The sequence below is a fragment of the Kitasatospora sp. NPDC029367 genome (assembly GCF_055569135.1).
Genome location: NZ_JBVHYH010000063.1, coordinates 19,546 through 43,575 on the forward strand (window position 1 = coordinate 19,546; position 24,030 = coordinate 43,575).

23 protein-coding genes and 1 tRNA gene are annotated in these 24,030 nt (G+C 73.2%); 7 read left to right on the plus strand and 17 right to left on the minus strand.

Features of this window, described 5'->3' with window-relative positions; genetic code table 11:
- Nucleotides 1–135: 135 nt before the first annotated feature.
- From ACZ4W5_RS28065 to ACZ4W5_RS28075, 3 genes are all read right to left on the minus strand, one after another.
- A complete protein-coding gene (locus tag ACZ4W5_RS28065) occupies nucleotides 136–1,629 on the minus strand; it encodes a S28 family serine protease (protein ID WP_465657673.1) in 1,494 nt (497 codons plus the stop codon).
- Between the two features lie 261 nt (nucleotides 1,630–1,890).
- Nucleotides 1,891–2,784, minus strand: coding sequence for a trypsin-like peptidase domain-containing protein (locus ACZ4W5_RS28070; RefSeq protein WP_360228383.1), 894 nt, complete (start codon nucleotides 2,782–2,784; stop codon nucleotides 1,891–1,893).
- 172 nt (nucleotides 2,785–2,956) lie between these two features.
- A complete protein-coding gene (locus ACZ4W5_RS28075) occupies nucleotides 2,957–3,586 on the minus strand; it encodes a TetR family transcriptional regulator (protein ID WP_360228386.1) in 630 nt (209 codons plus the stop codon).
- A 130-nt stretch (nucleotides 3,587–3,716) separates the two neighbouring features.
- On the opposite strand from ACZ4W5_RS28075, the gene ACZ4W5_RS28080 reads away from it, so the two are divergent.
- The 3 genes from ACZ4W5_RS28080 (at nucleotide 3,717) to ACZ4W5_RS28090 (ending at nucleotide 5,291) form a co-directional block, all read left to right on the plus strand.
- A complete protein-coding gene (locus ACZ4W5_RS28080) occupies nucleotides 3,717–3,872 on the plus strand; it encodes a hypothetical protein (protein WP_375887834.1) in 156 nt (51 codons plus the stop codon).
- A 50-nt stretch (nucleotides 3,873–3,922) separates the two neighbouring features.
- Nucleotides 3,923–4,285: a DUF4190 domain-containing protein gene (locus ACZ4W5_RS28085; RefSeq protein ID WP_360228391.1), complete on the plus strand. Its 363-nt coding sequence runs from the start codon at nucleotides 3,923–3,925 to the stop codon at nucleotides 4,283–4,285.
- Between the two features lie 115 nt (nucleotides 4,286–4,400).
- On the plus strand, nucleotides 4,401–5,291 hold the full coding sequence (locus ACZ4W5_RS28090) for a metallophosphoesterase family protein (protein WP_465657676.1): 891 nt from the start codon (nucleotides 4,401–4,403) through the stop codon (nucleotides 5,289–5,291).
- 95 nt (nucleotides 5,292–5,386) lie between these two features.
- On the opposite strand, the gene ACZ4W5_RS28095 is transcribed toward ACZ4W5_RS28090, so the two are convergent.
- From ACZ4W5_RS28095 to ACZ4W5_RS28150, 12 genes are all read right to left on the minus strand, one after another.
- Entirely contained in the window at nucleotides 5,387–5,689 is a 303-nt protein-coding gene (locus ACZ4W5_RS28095; protein ID WP_402483739.1) for an SHOCT domain-containing protein, read from the minus strand.
- A 206-nt stretch (nucleotides 5,690–5,895) separates the two neighbouring features.
- Complete coding sequence (locus ACZ4W5_RS28100) at nucleotides 5,896–6,573, minus strand: response regulator transcription factor (protein ID WP_360228400.1); 678 nt, start codon at nucleotides 6,571–6,573, stop codon at nucleotides 5,896–5,898.
- Nucleotides 6,570–7,805 carry a sensor histidine kinase gene (locus ACZ4W5_RS28105; RefSeq protein ID WP_465657678.1) on the minus strand — a complete coding sequence of 412 codons (1,236 nt, stop codon included), beginning with the start codon at nucleotides 7,803–7,805 and terminating at the stop codon, nucleotides 6,570–6,572. Before ACZ4W5_RS28105 ends, ACZ4W5_RS28100 begins: the two co-directional genes overlap by 4 nt.
- A 125-nt stretch (nucleotides 7,806–7,930) precedes the next feature.
- Nucleotides 7,931–10,468, minus strand: coding sequence for an ATP-dependent Clp protease ATP-binding subunit (locus ACZ4W5_RS28110; protein WP_465657700.1), 2,538 nt, complete (start codon nucleotides 10,466–10,468; stop codon nucleotides 7,931–7,933).
- A gap of 176 nt (nucleotides 10,469–10,644) precedes the next feature.
- Complete coding sequence (locus tag ACZ4W5_RS28115) at nucleotides 10,645–11,358, minus strand: VIT1/CCC1 transporter family protein (protein WP_360228409.1); 714 nt, start codon at nucleotides 11,356–11,358, stop codon at nucleotides 10,645–10,647.
- 119 nt (nucleotides 11,359–11,477) lie between these two features.
- A complete protein-coding gene (locus ACZ4W5_RS28120) occupies nucleotides 11,478–12,092 on the minus strand; it encodes an HAD family hydrolase (protein WP_360228412.1) in 615 nt (204 codons plus the stop codon).
- 272 nt (nucleotides 12,093–12,364) lie between these two features.
- A complete protein-coding gene (locus ACZ4W5_RS28125; protein ID WP_465657680.1) occupies nucleotides 12,365–12,784 on the minus strand; it encodes a hypothetical protein in 420 nt (139 codons plus the stop codon).
- 2 nt (nucleotides 12,785–12,786) lie between these two features.
- A complete protein-coding gene (locus ACZ4W5_RS28130; protein WP_402483731.1) occupies nucleotides 12,787–13,437 on the minus strand; it encodes a vWA domain-containing protein in 651 nt (216 codons plus the stop codon).
- 15 nt (nucleotides 13,438–13,452) lie between these two features.
- A complete protein-coding gene (locus tag ACZ4W5_RS28135) occupies nucleotides 13,453–14,664 on the minus strand; it encodes a serine/threonine-protein kinase (RefSeq protein ID WP_465657682.1) in 1,212 nt (403 codons plus the stop codon).
- Nucleotides 14,661–15,911: a protein phosphatase 2C domain-containing protein gene (locus ACZ4W5_RS28140; RefSeq protein WP_465657683.1), complete on the minus strand. Its 1,251-nt coding sequence runs from the start codon at nucleotides 15,909–15,911 to the stop codon at nucleotides 14,661–14,663. The genes ACZ4W5_RS28135 and ACZ4W5_RS28140 overlap by 4 nt, the downstream gene beginning before the upstream one ends.
- On the minus strand, nucleotides 15,908–16,324 hold the full coding sequence (locus ACZ4W5_RS28145; protein WP_465657685.1) for a hypothetical protein: 417 nt from the start codon (nucleotides 16,322–16,324) through the stop codon (nucleotides 15,908–15,910). Before ACZ4W5_RS28145 ends, ACZ4W5_RS28140 begins: the two co-directional genes overlap by 4 nt.
- Nucleotides 16,325–16,331: 7 nt before the next feature.
- Nucleotides 16,332–17,075 (minus strand): hypothetical protein, encoded by a 744-nt coding sequence (locus tag ACZ4W5_RS28150; protein WP_465657686.1) that lies wholly within the window; start codon nucleotides 17,073–17,075, stop codon nucleotides 16,332–16,334.
- Nucleotides 17,076–17,287: 212 nt separating this feature from the next.
- On the opposite strand from ACZ4W5_RS28150, the gene ACZ4W5_RS28155 reads away from it, so the two are divergent.
- The 3 genes from ACZ4W5_RS28155 to ACZ4W5_RS28165 all read left to right on the plus strand — a co-directional run bounded on the left by ACZ4W5_RS28155 (nucleotide 17,288) and on the right by ACZ4W5_RS28165 (nucleotide 21,087).
- Nucleotides 17,288–18,076, plus strand: a complete 789-nt coding sequence (locus tag ACZ4W5_RS28155) for a Crp/Fnr family transcriptional regulator (protein ID WP_465657688.1) — start codon at nucleotides 17,288–17,290, stop codon at nucleotides 18,074–18,076.
- 81 nt (nucleotides 18,077–18,157) lie between these two features.
- A complete protein-coding gene (locus tag ACZ4W5_RS28160) occupies nucleotides 18,158–20,761 on the plus strand; it encodes a hypothetical protein (RefSeq protein ID WP_465657689.1) in 2,604 nt (867 codons plus the stop codon).
- Nucleotides 20,762–20,793: 32 nt separating this feature from the next.
- Nucleotides 20,794–21,087, plus strand: a complete 294-nt coding sequence (locus tag ACZ4W5_RS28165; protein WP_465657690.1) for a hypothetical protein — start codon at nucleotides 20,794–20,796, stop codon at nucleotides 21,085–21,087.
- 60 nt (nucleotides 21,088–21,147) lie between these two features.
- On the opposite strand, the gene ACZ4W5_RS28170 is transcribed toward ACZ4W5_RS28165, so the two are convergent.
- Nucleotides 21,148–21,942: an FHA domain-containing protein gene (locus ACZ4W5_RS28170; protein ID WP_465657692.1), complete on the minus strand. Its 795-nt coding sequence runs from the start codon at nucleotides 21,940–21,942 to the stop codon at nucleotides 21,148–21,150.
- 172 nt (nucleotides 21,943–22,114) lie between these two features.
- Here ACZ4W5_RS28170 and ACZ4W5_RS28175 point away from each other — a divergent pair, with 172 nt between their 5' ends.
- On the plus strand, nucleotides 22,115–23,785 hold the full coding sequence (locus tag ACZ4W5_RS28175) for a serine/threonine-protein kinase (protein ID WP_465657694.1): 1,671 nt from the start codon (nucleotides 22,115–22,117) through the stop codon (nucleotides 23,783–23,785).
- 167 nt (nucleotides 23,786–23,952) lie between these two features.
- On the opposite strand, the gene ACZ4W5_RS28180 is transcribed toward ACZ4W5_RS28175, so the two are convergent.
- Nucleotides 23,953–24,024, minus strand: a tRNA-Val gene (locus ACZ4W5_RS28180).
- Nucleotides 24,025–24,030: the final 6 nt, after the last annotated feature.

Consider the following 24,030-nt stretch of genomic DNA (forward strand, 5'->3'; position numbering starts at 1 on the left):
GGGGGTGGGCGGAGACGGGGACGGCGGTGGCGGAGGCAGCGGCAGGGGCAGGGACGGGAACCCGGAAGGGCGGGAACGACGGGAGGCCGCCCCGGGCGGGGCGGCCTCCTGGTTCTGCTTCCGGGCTACGCGGCGCTACAGCGGGCGGCGCTCCTGCTCCAGGCGCTGGCCCTCGACGTCCAGCGGCCCGAACGGCGCCCCCGGCTGCGGCGACTTGGCGAGCGAGCGGGCGGCGGCCTGGTCGCCCAGACCGGCCCACTCCAGCACCTTGGCCGTGGCCTCCGCCGACTGGTCGGCCGGCAGCTTGCCGATGTTGGAGCCGTGGTTGCCGCCGGGCACGACGTAGACGTAGCTGTCGTCACTGCCCCGGCCGAGGTGGAACGGCTTGGCGCCCCACGGGTCGTTGCCGCCGTAGACAAACATCATCCGCTCGCCCTCGCGCTTCACCCAGCGGTCGATGTCGGGCATCGCCTTCGGGTTGAAGACGGTCGGGATCTCCTTCGGCACGTAGGAGCGGGCCGAGTAGAGCTCCTTGTAGTCGTAGTGCAGCTGGTCCTTCAAGTACGAGACGTCGAAGAACGGCGCGCCCAGTTCGGTCGCAGCCTGGTAGTAGTACGCGGTGTACTTCGCCAGCGACTGGTCGCTGTTGCCGGTGATGCCCGACTGGGCGTCGTACCACGCGTACAGCTCGTCGTCGGTCGCGGTCGCGGCCACCGGGACCTTCGCGCAGTCCGACTCCAGGCTGTACTGCCAGAACGCCCAGACCACGTCGAGCACGCCGGCCTCGTAGGCGCGGTCCGGGGTGCCGAGGGTGTTGAAGGTGGAACCCGCCGTCTTGTTGTCGGCGATGTAGCGCGGCTCCAGGCGGTCACGGCGCACCAGCAGCTCGCGCTGGGCGGCGTTCAGCTTGGCGCGGCACTCCGGGGTGCCGACGTTGCGGAAGAACTCGGTGTAGGCCGCGTAGTCGTTGACGTCGGTGTTGTTCGGCGCGACGTACGCGATCGTGCCGGCCACGTCGTCCGGGTAGAAGCGGCGGTAGTAGGTCGACGACATGCCGCCCTTGCTGGCGCCGGTGGAGAGCCACTCCTGGTCGTAGATCCGCTTGAGCGCGGTCACCAGCTTGTGCGAGTCGGCGGCCTGCTGGCGGATGCCCGCCTTGGACCAGTCGGCCGGCTCGGGGCGGGAGGGGGTGAAGTACCGGTACTCGATGGAGACCTGGTTGCCGTCCACCAGCCGGGTCGGCTCGGTGCGGGACGGCGTGGTGCCCAGCGTGTAGCCGTTGGTGTAGAAGACGGTCGGGCGGTCGTAGCCGCGGTGCAGCACGCTGAAACGCTGCTGGAAGGTGCCCAGCCAGGGGCGGAAGTGGTCGATCGGCTGGGTGTAGGTGGCCAGGAAGTAGCGGTGGCCGGTGGTGGTGGGCTTCTCCTCGGTGATCGTCACGCCCGGGATCGCCGCCAGGCGGTCCTTGATGTCGGCGGTCGGGTCGTCGGCGGGGCTCCGGCCGTGCGCGGCCCCGGACGCCTCGGCCCCGCGGCCGGTGTCGGCCGAGGCCGGGACGGCCAGGCCCCCGATCGCGAACATCGGTATCAGCAGGACGGATACCAGCAGCCTCTTGAGCCTGGTGGTCATCAACTCTCCATCTGGTCAGCGGACATGACGCGCCTCGTCGGCACTACTCTGCGGTGCGGGTGGTGCGGCGGCCGCCCGGCGGACGGCCGAATGGGCCACCCGCCTGGTCGCGGGTGGCCCATCGGGGAAAGGTGCTGGTCAAGGGGGTTGCTGCGGTTCCGTCGACGGCCCGGAGGTCCCGCCGGCCGGCCCGCCCGCCGAGGGGGTGCGGTGCGGGCGGGCCGGGGCTTGCGGGGTCGGGCCAGGGCTTACGGGCGGGGCCTACGGGCGGGGCAGGGTGCAGCCGGCCAGGGTGAGGTCGAGGCGGTTGCCGGGCGCGAAGCAGGCGGGGATGCCGTAGGTCTCCTGGGCGTAGCCGATGCCCTGGTGCACCGTGACCGCGCCCGACTCGTCGACCTCGCACGGGTTGTCCAGGGTGCAGGACTCGCCGCTCTCGTTGATCGTGTTGTTCACGGCGACCAGCAGACCGGTCGAGGCGTCGACCACCGGCGAACCGGAGGTGCCGCCGATCACGTTGCAGCCCGAGGTGTAGCGGACCGAGTCCTTGAACGTCCAGTCGGCCTCGTTCAACTGGTAGGCGAAGCCGTCGATCGAGCAGGAGTAGATCTTCTTCCAGTAACCGGAGACGACCCGGATGTCCGACCCCTGGGTGGGGTGGGTGTCGGCGATGGTCAGCGGCGAGATCCCGTACTTCGACTTGATCGAGGCGTAGGTGGTGTTCAGCTGGTAGATCGACACATCGGTGTCGGTCATGGCGCCGTAGACCACCTTGCTCGCACGCAGGGTGGCGAGGCGGCCACCGGTCGAGCTGAGCAGGGTGAAGGTCCGACTGGAGGGCTGGTTGAGGACGACCTCGCCGGGGCCGGGCATGCCGGACTCCAGGCAGTGGCCGTTGGAGAGCACCAGGGCCGGGTCGGTCGCGGCCGAGCCGGGCATCCGCACCAGGGAGCCGGAGCAGTTGCTGAGCGCGACCGTCCCGGCGAAGTTGACCGCGGCCGCCTTGGCCGCCGGGGCGGAGCCCTCGGCCTGGGCGGTGGCCTCCGTCGGGGCGGTGACCTGCGCCTGAGCAGCGGCCTGCGCCGGGGCGGCACCGCCGAGGGCGGTGGCGCCCGCGACCAGGAGCGTGGCGAGCATGCCTATGAGCGGCTTCTTCATGAGAGACCTCTCGGTGTGGGGGTCCCCCAAAGCTGTCGCGGACATGACTTACTGTCAAGAGTCAAAACCGGACCAAGAGAACACCCCTGGTCAGGAACCGCCGGCCCGGAGCCCGGACGGCGCCCGGACCGTGCCCCCGGCGCCCGGGCGGGCGGTCAGGACCCCGCCGCGGTCAACTCCCCTGCCAGTACCGCCGGCCGAGGCTGATCAGGCGCAGCTGCGAGCGCGCCGTGGCGGCGATCCGCTGCTCGCGGGCGGGGTCCGCCTCCTGGGCCTCCAGGAAGGCGGAGGCCGTCGACACCATGTGGTCGACGTAGAGCTCGGCCAGCATCCGCAGGTCCTGCTCGCTCCAGCCCGCCGAGACCGGCTGGAGCGCCAGGGCGGAGCCCACCTCGGCGGCGAAGCGGCCCAGTTCGGCGTCGATCGCCTCGCGCACCTGCCGGACCCCGCCGTGCCGCTCCCGCGACAGGAAGCGCACGTGCGGCTGGTGGTCGCGGACGTGCCGCTGGATCACGTCCACCGCCCGGTCGATCAGCTCCTCGGCGCCGCCGGCCTCGGCGAGCACCGCGCGGATCATGACGTGCAGGCTGGCCAGCGACTCCTCGACCAGGGCGACGCCGAGGGCGGCGAGGTCCGGGAAGTGCCGGTAGAAGGCGGCCGGGGACAGCCCCGCCTCCCGGGTGACCTCGCGGACGCCCAGGCTCGCCAGGTTCTGATCGGCCAGCAGGTGCAGTCCGGCGTCCAGCAAGGCCCGCCGACTCTGCTGCTTCTGGGCCTGTCTGGCCCCCACGGTGTGATTCACGCCATTCAGTAAACAGTCGTTTGCCGAACTTGGCCAGCCGGGCGTACAGTGGGCCTCGAAGTCAGTGAACACTTGTCAACCGAAATCGGCGCAGCAGCAGCCGCCGCATCCGCAGCCGAAGGAGCCAGCCGTGATCCTGTTCTCCGCACTGGTCGCCATGGGAGTCCTGATCGGCACCGCCGCCCACCTCCCCCTCCCGGTGTTCCTCGCCGCCTCCGCCGCCATCTCCGCCTGGCTGCTCGCCTTCGGCGCCCGCGAGGGCGTCGCCCGCCTGCGGCACCGCTGAGTCCGCCGCACCGTCCACTCCCGTCGACCGCCGAGAGGACCGCCACCGCCATGAGCACCGTCACCGACCACGCCGTCACCAGCCGCGCCATCACCAGCCGCGCCGCCACCGGCCGTAGCAGCTCCGAGCGCACCACCGAGCGCACCGCCGGGCGCGCCGCCGACGAGCGTCAGGGCACCGCCGAGGCCGACAACCTGGCCGTCGCCTCCTTCCTGCTCGGCCTCCCGGGCCTGCTGCTCTTCAACCTCGTGCTGGGCCCGATCGCCGTCACCCTCGCCACCCTGGCCCTGGTCCGCGGCACCAGCCGCCGGGGCCGCGCCTTCCTCGGACTGGCCCTCGGCATCGCCTCGCTGGCCATCCTCGCCGTCACCACCGCCACCTCCCACGGCGTGCTCATCGACCTCGGCTCCTGACCGGCTTCAACTCCCGGACGCCCCGGGCCGGACAGCCGATCATGTCAACCCTGCCCACGACCCCCGCCCGCCACGTAGGGTGGCCACATCGGCCGGGTGACCACAGGGGGCAGGAGTGAGTACCGAGATCCGCAGCGACGCACAGCCGAGGCCCATCGGGGCGGGCGGGGGCGGGCGGCTGCTCGCGGTGAGCGACCTGCACATCTCCTACCAGGAGAACCGCGACCTGGTGGAGAAGCTCCGGCCCACCCACCCCGACGACTGGCTGCTCGTCGCCGGTGACGTCGCCGAACTCACCACCAGCATCGAGTGGGCGCTCGGCCTGCTCGCCGACCGCTTCGCCCGTGTGGTGTGGGCCCCCGGCAACCACGAGCTGTGGACCCACCCCGAGGACCCGGTCCAGCTCCGCGGCGTGGCCCGCTACAACCACCTGGTGGAACTGTGCCGCGCCCTCGGCGTCGTCACCCCCGAGGACCCGTACCCGCTCTGGCAGGGCCCCGCCGGTCCGGTGCGGATCGCCCCGCTCTTCCTCCTGTACGACTACACCTTCCGCGCCCCGGGGACGACCACCAAGGAGGAGTCCCTGGCAGCCGCGTACGAGAGCGGCATCGTCTGCGCGGACGAGCGGATGCTCCACCCGGACCCGTTCCCGGACCGCGACTCCTGGTGCCGTGAGCGCGTCCGGCTGACGGAACAGCGGCTCGCGGCCTGCGACCCGGACGTCCCGCTGGTCCTGGTCAACCACTACCCGCTGGTCCGCCACCCCACCGAAGTCCTCTGGTACCCCGAGTTCGCCCAGTGGTGCGGCACCGAGTTGACCGCCGACTGGCACCGCCGTTTCAACACCGCGGCGATGATCTACGGGCACCTGCACATTCCGCGCAAGACCTCCTACGACGGCGTCCCGTTCGAGGAGGTCTCGCTCGGCTACCCGCGCGAGTGGCGCAAGCGCGGGCTGCCGGACCCGCTGCTGCGGGAGGTGTTCCCGCAGGTCACGGTGGGCTGATCCGCCGGACCCCGGCGGCCGGCCCCCGCCGACGCCGTGGACCTTCACGGCGTCGGCGGCCCGGGCGGCGGTGCCGCGCACGGCGTCGAGAGTGGTCACGCGGCGCCACCGCCCCGGGGGCCGTCCCGCGTCGGCTCGGTGAGCACCGCCCGCTTGGCGCGGTACTCCTCGGCGTCAATGTCGCCCTCGGCGTAGCGGCGGCCCAGGACGGCCAGCGGGTGCTCCGCGCCGCCCGGGGCGCCGGCCCCGAACCCGCAGGCGCCGCGCCGCCGCCAGACCGTCCGGCGCAGCAGTGCGATCACCAGGACCACCACGGCGATCCAGACCAGGGGCACCAGCAGGATCCAGGCGCCCGGCCCGTGCCAGTCCGCCAGTTGCTCCGCCAGCTGCGTGTTCATCACGGTTCATCTCCTCGCGGTCGGCTCCACGGCCCCGGGTCTTCCCGAGGTGCCTTGAGCGTCCCGCCGAGGGGCCTCATCACGCGTCCTACCAGCAGCGGCACTTGGAGTACTCCCGGGAGAGTACGCAGGCCCCGCGCCACGCCGGGCCGGAAGTAGCCGCGCGAAAGCGCGCCCGAAATCCGTCCCGCCCCGGCCGCGGGGCCTCAGCCCAGCCAGCCCGGCCGCACCAGCCCCGACTCGTAGGCCAGCACCACCAGTTGCGCCCGGTCCCGGGCCCCGAGCTTCACCATCGCCCGGCTGACGTGCGTCTTCGCCGTCAGCGGGCTGACCACCAGCCGCCGGGCGATCTCCTCGTTGGACAGCCCCATCCCGACCAGCGCCAGCACCTCGCGCTCCCGCTCGGTCAGCGCCGAGACGTCCGAGAGCCCCTCCGGAGCCGTCTCCGGCCCCTTGGAGCGGGCCGCGAACTCGCCGATCAGCCGCCTGGTCACGCCCGGCGAGAGCAGCGCGTCCCCGGCCACCGCGACCCGGATCGCCCGCAGCAGGTCGGCCGGTTCGGTGTCCTTGACCAGGAAGCCCGACGCCCCCGAGCGCAGTGCCTCGAAGACGTACTCGTCCAGCTCGAAGGTGGTCAGCACGACCACCCGTACGGAGGACAGCGCTGGGTCCCCGGCGATCCTCCGGGTGGCCTCCAGCCCGTCCATCCGGGGCATCCGGACGTCCATCAGCACGACGTCGGGCACCAGCTCGCGGGCGAGCCGCAGCGCCGCCTCGCCGTCGTCCGCCTCGCCGACCACGGTGAGGTCGTCCTGGAGGTCCAGCAGGGCCCGGAAGCCCGCCCGGACCAGCAGTTGGTCATCCGCCAGCAGTACCCGAATCAATCGCTCTCCGCCTTCGGTGTCGGCAGCTCCGCCCGGACCCGGAAGCCGCCGCCGGGCAGCGGCCCCGCCGTGATGGTGCCACCGAACGCGGAGGCGCGTTCCCGCATCCCGACCAGCCCGCTGCCGGACCCGCCGGCGTCCGCGACCACCGCGGGCCCCGGGTCCTCGACCCGGACCACCAGGACGGCGGTGTCCCGCCAGTCCAGCACCACGACCGCCTCCCGGGCCACCGAGTGCCGGATCACGTTGGTCAGCGCCTCCTGGACGATCCGGAAGGCGGTCAGGTCGACGGTGGCGGACAGCGGGCGGCGGACGCCGTCCTCGTGCACCTCGACCGTCAGCCCCATCCGGTCGGCCTGCTCGGTGAGTTCGTCCAGCCGCCCCAGCCCGGGGGCCGGCCCGCGCGGCGCCGCGTCGGGCCCGCGCAGCGTGGCGAGCACCTGGCGGACCTCGCCGAGCGCCTCCTTGCTGGTCGACTTGATGGTGACCAGCGCCGTGCGGGCCTCCGCCGGCCGCCGGTCCAGCAGCGCCAGCGCGACCCCCGCCTGGATGTTGATCAGGGACAGGCTGTGCGCCAGGATGTCGTGCAACTCCCTGGCCATCCTGAGCCGTTCCTCGTTGGCCCGGCGCTGCTCCAGCTGCTGCCGGTAGGCCCGGTGGGCGGCGATCCGCTCGCGCCGGAAGCGGATCAGCTCGGCGACCGCCAGCATCAGCAGCAGCCAGGCCAGCAGCCCGAGTTCCACCTGCCAGACGAATCGGGGCTTGGCGGCGCGCAGCCAGCCGTCCGGCAGGACGAAGGACACCAGGACGTGCACCAGGTACACCCCGGCGACCGCCGTCCAGGCCGCCCGGCGGTGTCCGCAGCCGATCGCGAAGCAGCAGGCGATCACCCAGCTCACGAACACCGGGCCGTACGGGTACCCGGCGGCCAGGTACCCGGCGGTCACCACCGACGTCCCCGCCACCGCGGCGACCGGACGGCGCCCGAGCACCGCCAGCAGCGCCGGGCCGAGCAGCAACAGCAGGTAGCCGACGGCGTCCAGCGGGGCCCGGCCCGCCTGGTGGCGGGCGGCGACTCCCGACCCGACCACCTGGACCACGGCGGCCGCCACCGCCAGTCGCACCGGCAGGCCCGAGCGGGCCCCGCGCGCCCAGGGCGGGCGCCACGGCTCGGGCGGCGCCTCCGGGGAGGGCGGCCCCTGCTCCGGCGGTGGGGACGTGGGCGGCATCATGCCCGGAAGGCTAGACCCGTGCCCGGCCCCGGCGCGTCCTCCACCAGTGGCGTTCGGGCGTACTCCCGCTGGAGTACGCCCGAACCCGTCGGCCTGCTCTTACCCCTCCGTCTCACCGCTCCGCCTCACCCCTCGGCCTCCGCCCCCGCCTGCGCCTTCTCCTCCGCCTCCGCGAAGGTCGCCGACGGCTCCGGCCGCGCCAGCGTCACCGTCAGCTCCCCGTCCTCGACGTCCGCGATCAGCGTGTCCCCCTCCCGCACCGTCCCGTCCAGCAGCAGGTTGGAGATCCGGTTGTCCAGCTCCGACTGGATCGTCCGGCGCAGCGGCCGGGCCCCGAACTCCGGCTGGTAGCCGCGGTTGACCAGGTACTCCTTGGCCGCCTCGGTGACCTCCAGCCGCACGTCCTGGGCCCGCAGCCGCCGCCGGCTGCGCTCCAGCAGCAGGTCGACCACCGACAGCAGGTCCTTCCGGGTGAGCGCGTGGAAGACGATCACCTCGTCGATCCGGTTGAGGAACTCCGGCCGGAACTGCTGGCGCAGGTCCCGCATCAGGTCGTCCCTGATCTCGTCCACGTTGCCCGAGTGGTCCAGGATCCGCTGCGAGCCGATGTTGCTGGTCATGATCACCACGGTGTTGCGGAAGTCGACCGTACGCCCCTGGGAGTCGGTGAGCCGCCCGTCGTCCAGCACCTGGAGCAGCAGGTTGAAGACGTCCGGGTGCGCCTTCTCCACCTCGTCGAAGAGCAGCACGCTGTACGGCTTGCGGCGGACCGCCTCGGTCAGCTGCCCGGCCTCCTCGTAGCCGACGTACCCGGGCGGGGAGCCGACCAGCCGGGAGACGGTGTGCTTCTCCTGGAACTCGCTCATGTCGAAGCGGATCATCCGGTCCGGGTCGCCGAACAGCAGCGCCGCCAGGGCCTTGGCCAACTCGGTCTTGCCGACGCCGGTCGGCCCCAGGAAGAGGAAGGAGCCGGTCGGCCGGTCCGGGTCGCCCATCCCGGCGCGGCCGCGGCGCACCGCCTGGGCGACGGCGGTGACCGCCTCGTCCTGGCCGATCACCTTCTCGTGCAGGTGGTCCTCCAGCTTGAGCAGCCGCTCCTTCTCGGTCGCGTTCAGCTCCGCGACCGGGATGCCGGTGCGGGAGGAGAGCACCTGGGCGATGTCGTCGGCGGTCACGTCGACGACCTCCTCGCGGGACTCGGCGATCGCCGCCAGCTCGTCCTCGGTGCGCCGCAGCTCGGACTTGAGGTTGGCGGCCCGGACGAACTCCTCGTCCGCGACCGCCTCGTCCAGCTCCCGCTTCAACTTGGTGATCCGGTCCTGCACCGAGGTCGCCTCGGTGGAGCCGCTCAGGCTGCGCAGCCGCACCCGGGCGCCGGCCTGGTCCAGCAGGTCGATCGCCTTGTCGGGCAGGAAGCGGTCGCTGACGTACCGGTCGGAGAGGGTCGCCGCCGCGTCCAGCGCCTCGTCGGTGAACCGCACCTGGTGGTGCGCCTCGTACGCGTCGCGCAGCCCCCGGAGGATCTCGATCGTCTCCTCGACGCTCGGCTCCGGCACCAGCACCGGCTGGAAGCGGCGCTCCAGCGCGGCGTCCTTCTCCACGTGCTTGCGGTACTCGTCCAGCGTGGTCGCGCCGACCACGCTCAACTCCCCGCGCGCCAGGGCCGGTTTGAGGATGTTCCCGGCGTCCATCGACCCCTCGCCGCCACCGCCCGCGCCGACCACGGTGTGCAGCTCGTCCAGGAACAGGATCACGCTCTTCTCGGCCGCCGTGACCTCGTCGATCACCTTCTTCAACCGCTCCTCGAACTCGCCCCGGTACTTGGAGCCGGCCACCAGCGCGGTCAGGTCCAGGGTGACCACCCGCTTGCCCCGCAGGCTCTGCGGGACGTCCCCGGAGACGATCCGCTGGGCCAGCCCCTCGACGATCGCGGTCTTGCCGACGCCCGGCTCGCCGATCAGCACCGGGTTGTTCTTGGTCCGCCGGGAGAGGATCTCCACGGTCTGCTCGATCTCCTCGGCCCGCCCGACCACCGGGTCCAGCCGGCCCCCGCGCGCCTCCTCGGTGAGGTCCTGCCCGTACTCGTCGAGGGTCGGGGTGTCGCTCGGGTGCCCGCCCGTGCTGCTGCGCTCGCCGCCCGTGCCGCGCCCGTCCAGCACCGACTTCAACGCCTCCTGCGAGGGCGCCGCGTTGCGCAGCGCCGTCCCCGCACCGGACCGCTCCTGCTCCAGCAGCGCACCGAGGATGTGCTCCGGGCCGATGTACGAGGCGCCGGCCGCCTGCGAACGGGCGTGCGCCGCGAGCAGCGCGCGTTTGGCCGACGGGGTCAGCGCGGGCCGCCCGTCCAGCGCCTCCGGGTTGCCGGAGGGCAGCGCGTGCTCCAGGTCCCCGGAGAGCTGGTCCGGGTCGATGCCCGCGCGCTCCAGCATCCGCCGGGAGGGCTCCACCCGGGTGGCCGCCCAAGCGAGGTGCGCGGTGTCCAGGTCGCTGCTGCCGTCCTCGGCCGCACGCTGCGCGGCGAGCCCCAGCAGCTCCTGGGAGGACTCGCTGAGCAGCCGCCCGATCGGCACCCGCTGCACGGCGGGCGGGGAGGCCAGCGGACTCATCCCGAAGAACCGGCTGAGCAGGTCGGAGAACGGGTCGCTCGATCCGAACGGGGGCATCGTCACGGTGGTTCACCTCTTCCAAGCGGTTTGCAGCCACAGAAACACAGGGCGCGCCGGGCCGCCTGTCGAGCCGGATCCCGCCCGGGGCCCGGCCCGAGGCCTGGGCTCGCCCGTCGGCCGGTGGAGCCCGTGAAGCCCGTCGGCCGGTGGAACCCGTCGGCCCGCAGAGCCCGTCAGCTGCTGAGGCGGTCCAACAGCACCCCGCCGCTGTACGTCACCGCCATCGCCAGCAGCCCGCCCGCCACGTTGCGCGCCACCGCCCGCCCCGGCCCCGCCCCGCCGAGCCGGGCACTCGCCCACCCCGAGGCCGTCAGCGCCAGCACCACCGCGGCCACCGTCACCCCCAGCCGCCAGGACTCCGGCGGCAGCAGCACCGCCAGCAGCGGCACCAGCGCACCCAGCGTGAACGCGGCCGCACTCGCCAGCGCCGCCTCCCAGGGATTGGTCAACGCCTCGGGGTCGATGCCGAGTTCGGTCTGCGCGTGGGCCGCCAGCGCGTCCCGCTCGGTCAGCGCCGTGGCCACCTCCCGGGCCAGCCCGTCGGTCAGCCCGCTGTCCCGGTAGTAGTCGGTCAGTTCGTCGAGCTCCCCCTCCGGGTCCTCGGCCAGCTCGCGCCGCTCCTTCGCCAACGCGGCCCGCTCGGTGTCCCGTTGGGTGCTGACCGAGACGTACTCGCCGGCCGCCATCGACATCGCCCCCGCCAGCAGCCCGGCCACCCCGGCTGCGAGCAGTGCGGCGCGGGACCCGGCCGCGCCCGCCACACCGGTCACGATCCCGGCCGTCGAGACCACGCCGTCGTTGGCACCCAGCACGGCGGCCCGCAGCCAGTTCAACCGCGCCGACAGCTGCGCCCGGGTCTCCCCCGTCTCCCCCGTCCGCTCCGCCATCCGCGCCCACCGCCCTCAGGGGTCCGTACGGTCCCCCCGATCCTCGCCCGGCACCTGCGGCCCCGCCACCCGCCGGCGAGCCACTCGCCCAGCAGACCGGCCAGGGTCTCCCGCGCCCGTCACCCCAGGAGCGGTGCCAGCGCCCGCCGCAGGTCCTCCGGGCCCCGGTAGAGCAGCCCGGTCATCCCCAGCGCCACCGCCGCGTCCACGTTCTCCTGCCGGTCGTCGACGAACAGGCACCGCTCCGGCCTCGCCCCCACCCGCCCGGCGGCTATCTCGTAGATCCGGCGGTCCGGCTTCGCGCTGCCCACCTGGGAGCTGTTCACCACCTCGTCCGCCAGGTCCGTCAGCCCCAGGCGCGCCAGGTCCTCGTCCAGCCACACCGTCGCGTTGGTCACCAGCACCACCCGGCAGTGCTCCCGCACCCGCCGCAGCAGTTCCACCACGACCTCGTCCGCCCAGAACGGCGAGTGCGCGAACGCCTCCGCCAGGCCCCGGGCCGCCTCCTCCGACACCCGGCCGGCCAGCCCGCGCGCGATCGAGTCCACCCACTCCGCCCGGCCGATCCGCCCCAGCAGCAAGGGCAGGTCGTTCACCGGCGCGAACCCGACCGCCGCCGTACTCCCCTCCTCCACCCCGGCGGCCCGCTCCAGCGCGGCCACCCCGGCCCCGTCGAAGAACCGGATCACACCGTCCACATCACACAGCACCGCATCGAAAGCCCTGGTAGTCACCCGTCCCTCCTACCACAGCAGGCCACCGGCCCCGGACCCCGGGGCACCCTCAAGCCGCGGCCGGACCTCACCTCAACGTCGGTGCCCACACCACGCGTTGACACCGAGGCGGACACACCGAGCGACGCCGGGCCGTGCCGGACCCGGGAGGGGACGACGGCGGCCCGGGTCGGGATCGAGCTCCCGCCCCGGGCCGTGCGGCGTGTTCCGGCCGTCGCCCGCCGTGCTGCCCGCCGTACTGCTCGGCCCCCGTCGGGCCCGGAGCCCGGCAGCTACTCAGCGGGGCTCTCCGGCACCGGAACCGTCGCTCTGGCGGTCTCGTGCCTGGAACGGCTCCTCGTGGCAGCGGACGACGGGGTGGCAGCCGACGACGGAGTGGTGGCGGTCGGCGCGGGCTCGGGCAGCAGGGTGGACGGGGGCGAGGACGAGAGCGAGGGCGAGGGCGGACAACTCGGCGACGACGCCGCGGTGGAGGCCGGGGAAGCGGGGGAAGAGGTGACGTCGGGGCTCGGCCGGGCCGGCGCCGGCGTCGCCGGGTGCGAGCCGCCGCCTCCCCCGGCCGTCGAGGGGCCGAGGAGATTGCCCGCCGCCTCGACCGCGCCGCCGCAGGCGAGCAGTACGGCGGCCAGTACGGAGAGCCCGACGGAGGCGCGCAGCGCCCGGGGCGCCGGGGTACGGGGGTCGGTGGCCATGCTCAGTCCACGTATTCCTGGGCGACCTGGACGTACTCGAAGCCCTTGACGTCGGTGGCGATCTGCATCTGACCGGTCTGCGACGAGGCGATCAGGGTGTTGAGCAGGCCGGAGATCGCCCCGCTCAGCGCCGACTCGGTGTCCGTACCGTCGGCGATGAACAGCGCCTTGGTCGCCACCTCCTGCAGCACCCCGCGCTCGGCGGCGCCGAAGCCGTAGGCGATCACGTGCGGGTAGCGCGGCCGGCTCCGGTCCACCAGCTCGCGGAAGGACTGCCGCCAGCCCGCGTCGGTCGGACCGCCGTCGGTCAGGAAGAAGACCGTCGGCCGCAGCACGCTGTAGTGCTGCGCCCGCAGGCTGCTGACATCCTGCTCGATGCATTCCCGCAGCCGGTCGAAGGTCTTGCCGTAGTCCGTGCGCCCGCCGCAGATCACCTCGGGCATGTTGGGCACCTGTTCCATGTCCGACATCGGGATCACCACGTGCACGTCGGTGGAGAAGGCGACCACGCTGACCCGGGCGAACTCCGAGACGCGCGGATTGGTCGCCAGGTTGTAGTGCAGACGCGAGAGGGTCGCGTTGAGCACTGCCTCGTGCGGCTTCATCGACGAGGACGCGTCGATCACCACGTAGGTGGGCAGGCAGAGTGACATGTGTGCACCTCTGAGCTAGTGATGGGAGGCGAGGCTGATGACGATGAGCAGGATCACGGCGATGACGACCACCCAGGCCCACTGGGCGTTCCGGCTGGTCGCGGGATCCTCCTTCTGCTCGGCGGCGCCCGGGGCGCCCTTGGCGGTACCCGACTCGGCGGCGCCTGCCGTGGTGGTGACCGGCCCAACGCTGACCGGGCCAACGCCGACCGGGTCGGCGCTGACCGCGTCGGCGGCGGGCTGCGGGACCAGGTGCGTGGGCAGCGGAGGCACCGGGGGCAGCGGGCCACGGGTCGGCCGCGGCACGGGCCTGAGGTAGGGCCCGTTGTTCAGCGCCTGGCTCAACTGGGCTGCGGTGGGCCGTCGTTCGCGATCGGTCGCGAACAGCATGTCCAGCAGCACCTCGGAGAGGGCGGGCTGGTCCGGCCAGGGCGACAGGGAGACGCTGTAGAAGGCGCGCGCATCGCGCTGGCCGGTCAGACACTTGGCGACGAGCAGGCCGAGCCGGTAACGGTCGGTGCAATGGTCCGCGTCGGAGCCCGGCGGTGTGAGCGGGTCGGCCCAGTTCGGCTGGTGGGTGTCGGGCATCCTCTTCGGCCGGCAGCCGTCGACGTCGATCAGGTAGACGGAACGCCGGTCGGGGCTCCAGAAGGCGTTGGAGTAGGACCAGTCCGAGTAGACCAGGCCCAGCCGCTCCAGAATCGCGGCGAGCTCGGTCAGCCGGCGACAGGCCGCCAACCGGTCCTCGAAACCGGGACGCGGCAGGCCGACGCCCCGGATCGACTCGTCGGACTTCGCCAACCAGTCGATCTCCAGGAACCGGCGCTCGCTGAACTTCCCACGCCTCAGCTCGGCCCGGTAGTGCTCGGGCGCCATCGGGATCACGCACCCGACGACCGGACTGCCGGGCCCGTGGATCCGGGCCGCGGGCCAGCACGTCCCGGCGTACAGGGTCGCCCGCTCCGCCTCCGGCAGGGTGTCCGGCGCCGAGATCAACAGGTCGATCCGCCGGGCGTCCTCCGGGTGCTGGTCCGGCCGGTAGAGCTTGGCCAGCCAGCCCGGATGATCCGTCAACGGCCGCACCGCGACGGCCTGACCGTTGTGCTCGGAGATCGGTTCGGCGAGCGGTCCGAGATCGCCGAGGCCCACGGCCCGCGGCAACGACCAGCCCCGCGGATCGACCGCCGGGACGCCGCCGCCCTCGGCGACGGGACGGAGGTCGGTCATGCCGCCCTGCCGTTCCACACCACGACAGCGGTGCGATCGTCGAGGCACTGCGGTGCGTCGAAGCCGACGTCGGCGGTGAACCGGGTGGCCGGGACCGGCGAGCGCCAGGCGTTCGCGAAGTACTCGTTGACGTTGCCCGCCCGGTCCGCCCACGCGTCGCCGATCCCGTCGGTGACCAGGGCCAGGGCGGCACCGGGGGCCAGCGTGAGGTAGCCGTCCAGGGCCAGGTGCGGCGTGTCCGGCAGCCGGCCGGCGACCTCGTTCGAGACCACCGGGCCCTCGCGGTCCTTCGCCTCGCCGGCGGCGAACTGCCACCGCGGGACACGTGGGTCGAGCATCCAGGCCGAACTGTCACCGAGCCACCCGACCCACGCCCGGGCCGCGCCGCTCGCGTCCGGCTCGGCGATCACCGCAGTGATCAGCACGGTGGCCAGGTGCGAGGTGCCGACGCCGCGTCCGGCCGCCTGCCCGGCGACCGACTCCGCGACCCGCCCGTACAACTCCTTGACGTCGAGCCGGTCGAAGCCGCCGGCCTCGATCTGCTCGCGCAGCAGGGTGACGGCCCGGCTGGAGGCCGTGGTGGCCCCGGTGTCGGACCACGCCGCGCTGGACAGGCCGTCGGCCACGGCCACGATCGCGTACCGGCTGTCCCGGGTGCGCCCGATCCGGTAGGAGTCCTGTCGCGGCCCGGCGGGCTGATCGCACCGGTGGCCCGGCCCGACCACGGAGGCCGCGCGGATGGCGAGGGCGCCGACCGTGGCCTCGTCGGCGGCGATCCCGTTCTGCACCGTGCGCTCCGGCAGCAGCCAGGGAAAGCCCTGGGCCCGTGCACCGTCACCGAAGCGGGGAACGCTCAGGTCGGTCGGCCGCTCGCGCAGGAACGGCCGGGGCTTCCCCGGCTGGGCCGTCGGCGCAATCGGCGCGGTCGGCGCGGTCGGCCCGGTCGGCCCCGCGACGTAGCGGCAGGCCGGCGCCGCCGGGTCGGACCGGGGTTCCCGTTCGAAGCCCCGGGGCTCCTGTTCGGGCCGACCCCGCTGCCCGGCCGGTGCCACGGCGAGCTCGGATCCCAGCGCGGCCGCCGCACCGACGACACCCATCGCCGCGAGGGCCAACACGTTCACCAACCAGCCGTAGTGCCGGTGCGGAGTGCCGACCTCGACGAGGGCCCCGACGGTGACGGCGACGAGCAGCCCCGCCCGCACCCAGCCGTCCGTCGGACCGTCCGACCGGCCGTCGCCCCCGCTCATCGCCCGTCCCCGGAGTCGCGGGACCTCGGCCCGCCGGCGAAGTGCTGGTTGCCGTGCTGCACCGCGAACACCTCACCCGAACCGGTCGCGGAGTTGACCTGGACCGCGACGTCCGGCTGGTGCGGGATCCGCAGCGACGCGAGGGCCGTGACGTCCCGGGCGAGACCCGGGTTCCGGTCGAGCAACTGGACCAGGGCGTCGGTCCAGTAGCCCACGACCTCGCCGTCGACCACTCCCCTCGTGGTGGTCGACGGCAGCTCCAGTGCGGCGGCCAGTTCCCTGCGGCGGCCTCCGTGGGCCCGGGCGATGACGCCGCTCATCAGCCGTTTCGCCTCCGTCCAGAGGTCGGTGCCCATCGCGGCGACCAGAGCGGCGGCTCCGCTCGCGGCCAGCTCGGCGAGTTCCTCGTTCATCGGCGTTTCAGCCCCGTTCGTTGGATCGGATGTGTTGGACGCCGCGGGCGACGGCGAAGACCGTGCCGTGCCCGGTGGCCCGGACGACCTGCTCCACGGTCCGCGGCTCGGCCTCCGTCGGCTGTTGCCCGGCTTCCACAGGTCGTGGTCCGGTTTCCGCGGTCCGCGGCCCCGCTTCCTCCTCGGGTCGTGGCCCGACCGGGCTGCCCGGGTACCAGAGCCACGCCCGCGCGGCGTACTCCTTCACGACCACCTCGGCCGCGGTGAAGGCATCGGCTTCGAGCCCCTCGTAGCCGTGCCCGACCGTCTCCTCGTAGTAGTGCTGCGAAAGGATCGCGGCCACCGGGGCACCGTCCGGACCGGCCACGGCCGCACGCCGCAGCGGGGCCGCGTCCAGCAGCCGGGCGAGCACCTCGAACGGAGTGCCGGAGACGATGCCGTCCGGATCGAACCGGACCTCCCCCGCGTGCACCGCCACCCGCACCCGCAACCGGGCCTCCGGGCCCGCCTGCCGGTTGTGCCCGCGGATCCGCGCGCTCAGCTCCGGCAGCAGCGGGACCAGCAGTTCGGCCTTGGGCAGCCCGGCCGGAGCGACCAGCCGGCAGCCGTCACCGGTGTCCAGGTACGCGACGTCCCGCCGGTCCAACTCCGCGACGTCGAGGGCACCGGACAGCACGGATCGCAGCGCACCACGGATCTCCTGCAGCCGCTGCTGCCCGCGGCCCGCGGAAGCCGCGATGTCGCACGCCAACAGCGCTCGGTATTCGTACCTCGGATTCACGTTCCCTCTGCTTCCCGCTGCGGTCACGCCAGGGGCCGGCACTCGGAGACCGATGTGCCGTCGGCGCCGAACTGGAGGCGCCGACAAGATGGTTGACGAGATCGTAGAGGAGGGGTCCTCGGGTAGAACGGCTACTAATACGGCTTGTCCGGCTTCGGCCGGACGAGGAGGAGGAGTGACCGATGAGCAACACACGGGTGCGCGGGGCCGAGGCCTACTGGCCGCCGGCCGGGCTGCTCGGCCGGGTCGGCGAGGCCGACCGCCGGGTCCTGCTGGGGCTCGGCCACGGCGTGGTCTACCCGGCCGGTCAGATCACCATCCACGAGGCCGACACCTCGGACTTCGCGCTGCTCCTGCTCGGCGGCACGGTGAAGGTCACCGCGCACGCGCAGGACGGCCGGGAGGCGCTGGTGGCGGTACGGATGGCCGGGGACCTGGTCGGAGAGCTCGCCGGGATCGACGGCCAGCCGCGCAGCGGCACCGTGACGACCTGCGGCCGGGTGCTGGCCCGCTACATCCTGTCCTCCGAACTGCTGGAGTGCACGAAGCAGCACCCCGCCATCGGGCTCGCGCTCAACGCGAGCGTGGTGGCCAAGCTGCGGACGGCGACCGGCCGGATCGTCGACTTCACCGGTTGCGACGTGCTCGGACGGCTGGCCAGGATCCTGCACCACCTGGCCGTCACCTACGGCCGACCGGGCCGCAAGGAAGCCCAACTCCCGTTGTCACAACCGGAGATGGCCACGTTGGTCGGCGCGGCGGAGTCGTCGATCCACAAGGCCCTGCGGGCGCTGCGGGACTCGGGCGCGGTCGTCACGGGCTACCGCAGGATCACGATCCTCGACCTGGACCACCTCGCCCGGATCGCCGTCGCGGCCGAGGAAGCCGGTGCGGCCGGTACGGCCGTCGCGACCGGTGCGACCGTCGCGGCCGGAGCAGCCGATCCGCGGGCGATCCCGCCAAACAGCTAAAAGCGCCGGGTTCCCCCGACGGCTCGGCGCCAGCATGACCGAGAGCCGGGAGCCGAGCGTTGGAGAGGACCGGGGAAGCAGATGCCAGAGAACAACGGTGCTCCGGGCGGTAGTGGCACTCCGGGCGGTAGCAGCACTCCCGGTGGTCACGGCACTCCGGGCGGTCCCGCGCGGATCCGGGCGCGCGACGTCTCCGGGACGATGATCGTCGGCGACCGGAACACCGTGACCAACCTGAGCGTCACCGCCGAGAGCGGTTCGTCCGTCACCGTCCACACCGGACCGCTGCCGGATCCGGTCAAACGGCAGTGGATCTCCCACCTGCCACGGTCCGCCGCCGAGCCGCTGATCGGCCGCGAACGGGACCTCCGGCTGGTGCAGGAGGCGCTCGGGAGAAGCCAGTTGGTGCAGATCTGGGGCACCCCCGGCGTCGGCAAGAGCGCGCTGCTGCGCCACCTCGCCCGCACCCTGCCCGGCGGACCCGACGGCGCGGCCTACGTCGAAGCCGGCGGGCGGACGGCCGACGACCTCGCGCAGGCGATCTTCGACATCGGCTTCGAGGCGCCGAACTACAAGCCGTCGCTGGAGGTGCTCAAGGAGCACCTGAAGACCTTGCGGCTACGGATCTACCTGGACGACGTCGGACTCGACGAGAAGGACCTGCGCCGGCTGTCCGACATGGCCGAGCAGTCCGCGTTCGTCTTCACCTCGCAGCACCGCTCGGCGCTCACCGGCGTTCACGCGATCCGCCTCGACGGACTGCCGGCCCCGGCCGGGGTGACCCTGGTGCAGACCGTCCTGGCCCGCGGACTGCTGCCCGACGAAGCACGGACCGTGGAGGCACTGTGCGACGCCCTGCACGGCAACCCGCTCCGGCTGCGGCGCATCGCGCTGTCCACCGCGACCGGCAACCGCCTGCCAAGCATCGCCGACCTCCCCGCCCTGCTGCCCGCGCTGCTCAACCGGCTCCGGCCACCGGAGCGCGACCTGCTGCACCTGCTCGGCTCGCTGTCCGGCGCCGAGTTGGCCGCCCCGCAGCTCGACACCCTGCTCGGCCGCCCGGACGCCGAAGCGCTCGCCGACGGCCTGGTGCGACACGGTCTGCTGCTCGCCTCGGAGACCGGCTACCGGTGTCCACCGGACGTCGCCGAGTGCGTGCTGAAGAGCCGGATGACGCAGTTCCCCGCCGGGCCGCTCTGCCGGGCGCTCACCGCGTGGGTCGAGTCGCGGGACACCACCCCGGACCAGGTCGCGGCCCACTTCCAGGCCCTGGACGTCGCGGTGCTGCGGGCGGAGCGGAGCGGACAGCCGCAGCTCGGCGCCGCGTTGGCCCGCGCCGCCTCGCCGAAGCTGGCACTGTCCCGGCAGTTCGACGCGTGGGGCAGCCTGCTCGGCGCCGGCTGGGCCGCCGCGAAGAGCGCGGGCGACAGCGCGGGCGAGGAGTTCTTCCTGCGCGAGGCACGCGCCCGCCGCAGGGCGATCGGGCGGGTGGCGCAGACGGCCACGCTGGTGCTCGAGGCGGGGGTGCTCTGGCAGGAACTCATGGCGCTGCAGGCGCAGTCGGCGGTCCATCAGGCCGTCACGGCGGTGACGACGGCCATGGCGCCGGTGGGGCCGGTGGGGCCCGTCGGGCCGGTGGGTCCGGTCGGGCCGGTACACACCGTGGTCAGCCCGCCGACGGTCACCCACCCGGTCGTCCAGCCACCGACCGTCACCCACCCCGTGGTCCAACCGCCCACCGTCACCCACCCCGTGGTCCAGCCACCGACCGTCACCCACCCGGTTCCCGCCTCCGGTGCTCCGGCGCCCGTACACCCGCCGGCTCCACCGAAGGTGATCGACCTGTCCCACACCGCCCAACAGCCGGTGCCGGGCACCCACCTGCCCGGCGCGCATTCCGCCTCGCAGGCGACGCCGCCGAAGGTCGACCTCTCGGGCTCGCACAGCTCCACCGCCCACTCAACGCACGCCTCCCACCCGACTCACGCGGCCAACTCGACGCACGCGGCCCATTCGACTCACGCGGCCCATTCGGCACACACCGCGGGCGCCGCCACGACCGGCACGGGCCACACCGCACTCGCCACCGCCGGCGCGGCGACCGCCAAGGGCGGCATCGCCCTCGCCATCGCCTGCGCGGTCGGACTGGCAGCCGTGGTGGGCGTGGGGGCCGCGGTCAACGCCAACAAGGACCGCGGCTCGTCTTCGGCCGCCACGTCCGGCTCCGTCCAGGCCGGCGGACGACCGTACCCGCCTCCGGTCGTCCCGACGAAATCCGTCGATCCCGTGTGCGCAACGGTGCTGCCGGAGCTGGACCGAGAGATCGGCCGGTTCAACACCGACGCGACCACCGCGCACGGTGCGGTCACCTCGTACAACAACGCCGTGGAGGCCTACAACTCGGGACGGACCTCCGCCACTCCCGACCGAAGCGCGCCGAATTCCGCCATCGACACCGTCATCAAGGACCTGCGCTCCATCAAGTCCACGGCACAGGCGGCCGCGTCGCGCGCACGGGACAGATCCGTAGCATCGGACCTCAACAGGATCCTGAGTCCCGTTCAGCAGATGGTGAGCCAGTACCAGTCCTTTCGCAACGGGCAGAGCGACACGGTCGACACGTCGACTCAGGCATCGGCGACGAACACGGCCCTGGACAGCCTGCAAACCCACTGCAGCACATGACCTCCGCACGACCGACCGAGAAAGGCCCGCCCATGCCAGCGGAATCCACCCCCGACGCCATCCGCACCGGAGACGTCTCCGGCACCTTCATCGTGGGCGACAACAACCGGGTGACCAACACGACGGATCGCCCCGAGCAACCGAGTCCGCAGCCCCAGCCCCAGCCCCAGCCACAGCCCCAACCGCGCCAGCAGAACAGGGCCGAGGACCGGGCCGCCGTCTTCGCGATGGAGGACGGCACCATGCACGTGACCTACCACGCCCAGGCCGCGCCCGAGCCCGCGCCCGAACGCGAGCCCGAGGCCGAGGCCGAGCCGCCCCGATGAACACCGTTGCGCCCCGGCCGAACCGTCGACCGGGGCGCGCACTCCTGCCTCCACATCCACTCAGGTCCCGTCGATCAACAACTCCAGGTCCTGGGCGTTCAGCGTCGCCGTTCTCAGCAGTTCCCTGATCAGGTTGACGCTGAGCGTCGACCCGACCGGCTCGCCGACCTCGTCGCGCGTCAGTCCGCGCACGCCCCGTCGGCGCAGCCGCTCCCGTACGTCCTCGACCGTGTTGGCGACCGACTTGTAGGTCCAGGACTTGGTCGCGTACGGCGAGGCGTTGACCAGCCGGGCGGTGTCCTCCCAGGCCAGCGGGAGCGGGAAGGCCTCCTGGCCCTCCAGGTACCGCCGGGCGAGCGCGGTGAGCACCAGCCGCTCCTGTGGGGAGAGCGCGTAGACCGTCTCGGGGGCGGCGGTCTCGGCGCTGCTCGTGGCACGGGGGTGCAGGTCGTCCCCGTCCACGACCCGGACCTCCACCAGGTGGGAGCGCCGCTTGGACGAGTTGATCACCAGCGGGGTGTACCCGGGCCCGATGATCCGCTTGTGGCCGGTGAGCATCAGCACGCCGTCGGGCAGCTCGATCGGCAGGTTGCCGGTGTTGACCAGCCACCAGTCGCCGTCCGCGGCGGCGCAGCTGAAGACCCCGTGCCGACGGCTGACGGTCGGGTCGTCGACGCCGACCGGTACGTGCACGTCCTCGCGGTCGCGCCCGAACAGCAGGGTGTACCGGCGCGGCGGCACGGCGTACCCGCCCTCCGGGCCGATCACGAAGATCGTCCCGGGCGGCGCCGGGGGCACCCGGTCGGAGGGGCTGCCCGGCGGCAGCATCTGGGGTGGGAAGTTTCCGTACACCATCTCACATACCTCCGCTCACATACCTCTGCTCACATGCCTGCGCCTCGGCTCGCGCCAGTGAGTGTACGAGCGCTCCGGGAGGACTGGTCCTCCCTCCGGCATGCGTGGGTGGCATCTGCGGAACCGTCAACTCTGTTTGCCGGGCGTGACCTTGCTCGATAGCCTGCCCGCCGTGAGCACGATCAGCCGGCGAGCCGCTGCGATCGACAGCGCGGTCGCCGAACCACTCGGCCCGGGCGATCCGCAGGAGATCGGCAGCTTCAGCGTCATCGGCCTGCTCGGCACCGGAGGCATGGGCGAGGTCTACCTCGGGGTCTCGGACCGCGGCTACGCCGCCGTCAAGCTCGTCCGGCCGCGGCTGGTCTCCGGCGAGCGCTTCGAACGGGAGGTCGGTCTCCTCTACCGGGTGCCGTTCGGGGTCGCACCGCGGGTGCTGGCGAGCGACGGCACGCCGGAACGCCCGTGGTTCGCCACCGAGTACGTCCCCGGACTCACCGTGGACGAGGCGGTGCGACTGCACGGGCCGCTGCCCGCCGAGGTGTTGTGGCTCCTGCTGACCGAGACGGCCGCCCAACTGCGGGCCGTACACACGGCCGGGATCGCCCACCGCGACATCAAGCCCGCCAACGTCATGCTGGTGCACGACGGCGTGAAGCTGATCGACTTCGGCATCGCCCGCGCCGCGGACCAGGCGCGGCTCACCAGGAGCGGTGACGGCTACGGGACGCAGGGCTTCTCGGCGCCGGAGCAGCAGGCCGGGGACGCGGACGTGGCAGCGCCCGCGGACGTCTACGCACTCGCGGCGCTCCTGCTCTACGCCGCCTCGGCCCGCACGCCCGGCGCCGTTTGCGACCTGGAACGGCTGCGCGCCGTGGACGCCGACCTCGCCGCCGTCCTGGCGCCCTGCCTCGCCACCGACCCCGGCGCACGCCCCACCGCCGACCAGGTCGTCCAGGCGGCCCAGGCGCACCTGCCCGCCCCTCCCCCGTCCTGGCCGACCGAAGTCCTGGCCCGCATCGACGCGCGCCGCGCCTTCGCCGAAACGCCGGTCGGCAAGCTGGAGACGCTCCCGCCACCCGACGCCGGGCCCCCTCCCCCCGCACCACCCCGCCGCCGCCGGCGCAAGCGCCTGTTCCTGTTACCGATCGCCGCCGTGATCGCCCTCGGCACGGTCACGGTGTACGCCCTCAGCCCCGACACATCCCCACAGCACCACACCTCCCTGGACTCCCTCGGCACGCCGGTCACCGTCCAGCCCCTGGCCGGCACGACACCCGGGCCCTCCACCAGCCCGAGCGCCACACCCTCGCCCACCGCCGACCCTTCGCCCCCGCCGTCGACCACCCCGGCCGACCCCACCCGGGCCTCCTCCCCGACCCCGCGGCCCTCGACCACCTCCGCCGTCTCCACCGCCTCCACCCCCAAACCCGCCACCCCACCCACCACGGCCCCCGCCACCCGCTCGGCTGCCGCCCCCACCGTCACCTCCTCCTCGATCAGCGGCATCAACGGCAGCGACGACCCCGCCCAGGTCAAGGGCTCCGAGGCGGACACCAGCTGGTTCGGCAACGACGCCGCCTGCTCCGCCTGGCTGGACGACAACGGCACCGGCTCCCTCGCAGGCGTCCTCAACACCTCCCTCAACCAGACCTGCGTCGCCGAACTCTCCCGCAGCGACGGCCTCACCTACACCTTCCGCGCCTCCTGGGGCGCCGCGAAGACGAGCTTCCTCCCCGTCACCGGCCACACCCTGCAGATCTGCGTCTGGAACGCCAACAACCGATCCACCGAACAGTGCTCCCCCCGCTTCACCATGACCGGCACCACCCCCACCCGCCAATGACCCCACCCCACCCCAACCCCCCACCCCGAAACGCCGAAAGCCCCCGACCACCAGGACGCGTCCGCCCTGTGGCCGGGGCGGCGACAAGACCGCCGGAACGACTGCGGCCCAGGTCAGGATCATGCTCCTGACCTGGGCCGCAGTGTGCGTTCCAGCTGTTCACGGGGTGGGCGCGGACGGTTTCGAACCGCCGACATCTGCTTTGTAAGAGCAGCGCTCTACCACTGAGCTACGCGCCCCCGGTC

Excerpts from the sequence above, each read along its gene's own strand:
- ACZ4W5_RS28160 (WP_465657689.1), top strand. The coding sequence starts at position 18,158 with ATGCCAGAGAACAACGGTGCTCCGGGCGGTAGTGGCACTCCGGGCGGT.
- ACZ4W5_RS28105 (WP_465657678.1), bottom strand. The coding sequence starts at position 7,805 with ATGATGCCGCCCACGTCCCCACCGCCGGAGCAGGGGCCGCCCTCCCCG.
- ACZ4W5_RS28115 (WP_360228409.1), bottom strand. The coding sequence starts at position 11,358 with ATGGCGGAGCGGACGGGGGAGACGGGGGAGACCCGGGCGCAGCTGTCG.
- ACZ4W5_RS28145 (WP_465657685.1), bottom strand. The coding sequence starts at position 16,324 with ATGAACGAGGAACTCGCCGAGCTGGCCGCGAGCGGAGCCGCCGCTCTG.
- ACZ4W5_RS28095 (WP_402483739.1), bottom strand. The coding sequence starts at position 5,689 with ATGAACACGCAGCTGGCGGAGCAACTGGCGGACTGGCACGGGCCGGGC.
- ACZ4W5_RS28110 (WP_465657700.1), bottom strand. The coding sequence starts at position 10,468 with ATGCCCCCGTTCGGATCGAGCGACCCGTTCTCCGACCTGCTCAGCCGG.
- ACZ4W5_RS28125 (WP_465657680.1), bottom strand. The coding sequence starts at position 12,784 with ATGGCCACCGACCCCCGTACCCCGGCGCCCCGGGCGCTGCGCGCCTCC.
- ACZ4W5_RS28170 (WP_465657692.1), bottom strand. The coding sequence starts at position 21,942 with ATGGTGTACGGAAACTTCCCACCCCAGATGCTGCCGCCGGGCAGCCCC.
- ACZ4W5_RS28165 (WP_465657690.1), top strand. The coding sequence starts at position 20,794 with ATGCCAGCGGAATCCACCCCCGACGCCATCCGCACCGGAGACGTCTCC.
- ACZ4W5_RS28085 (WP_360228391.1), top strand. The coding sequence starts at position 3,923 with ATGAGCACCGTCACCGACCACGCCGTCACCAGCCGCGCCATCACCAGC.
- ACZ4W5_RS28140 (WP_465657683.1), bottom strand. The coding sequence starts at position 15,911 with ATGAGCGGGGGCGACGGCCGGTCGGACGGTCCGACGGACGGCTGGGTG.
- ACZ4W5_RS28155 (WP_465657688.1), top strand. The coding sequence starts at position 17,288 with ATGAGCAACACACGGGTGCGCGGGGCCGAGGCCTACTGGCCGCCGGCC.
- ACZ4W5_RS28070 (WP_360228383.1), bottom strand. The coding sequence starts at position 2,784 with ATGAAGAAGCCGCTCATAGGCATGCTCGCCACGCTCCTGGTCGCGGGC.
- ACZ4W5_RS28065 (WP_465657673.1), bottom strand. The coding sequence starts at position 1,629 with ATGACCACCAGGCTCAAGAGGCTGCTGGTATCCGTCCTGCTGATACCG.
- ACZ4W5_RS28135 (WP_465657682.1), bottom strand. The coding sequence starts at position 14,664 with ATGACCGACCTCCGTCCCGTCGCCGAGGGCGGCGGCGTCCCGGCGGTC.
- ACZ4W5_RS28130 (WP_402483731.1), bottom strand. The coding sequence starts at position 13,437 with ATGTCACTCTGCCTGCCCACCTACGTGGTGATCGACGCGTCCTCGTCG.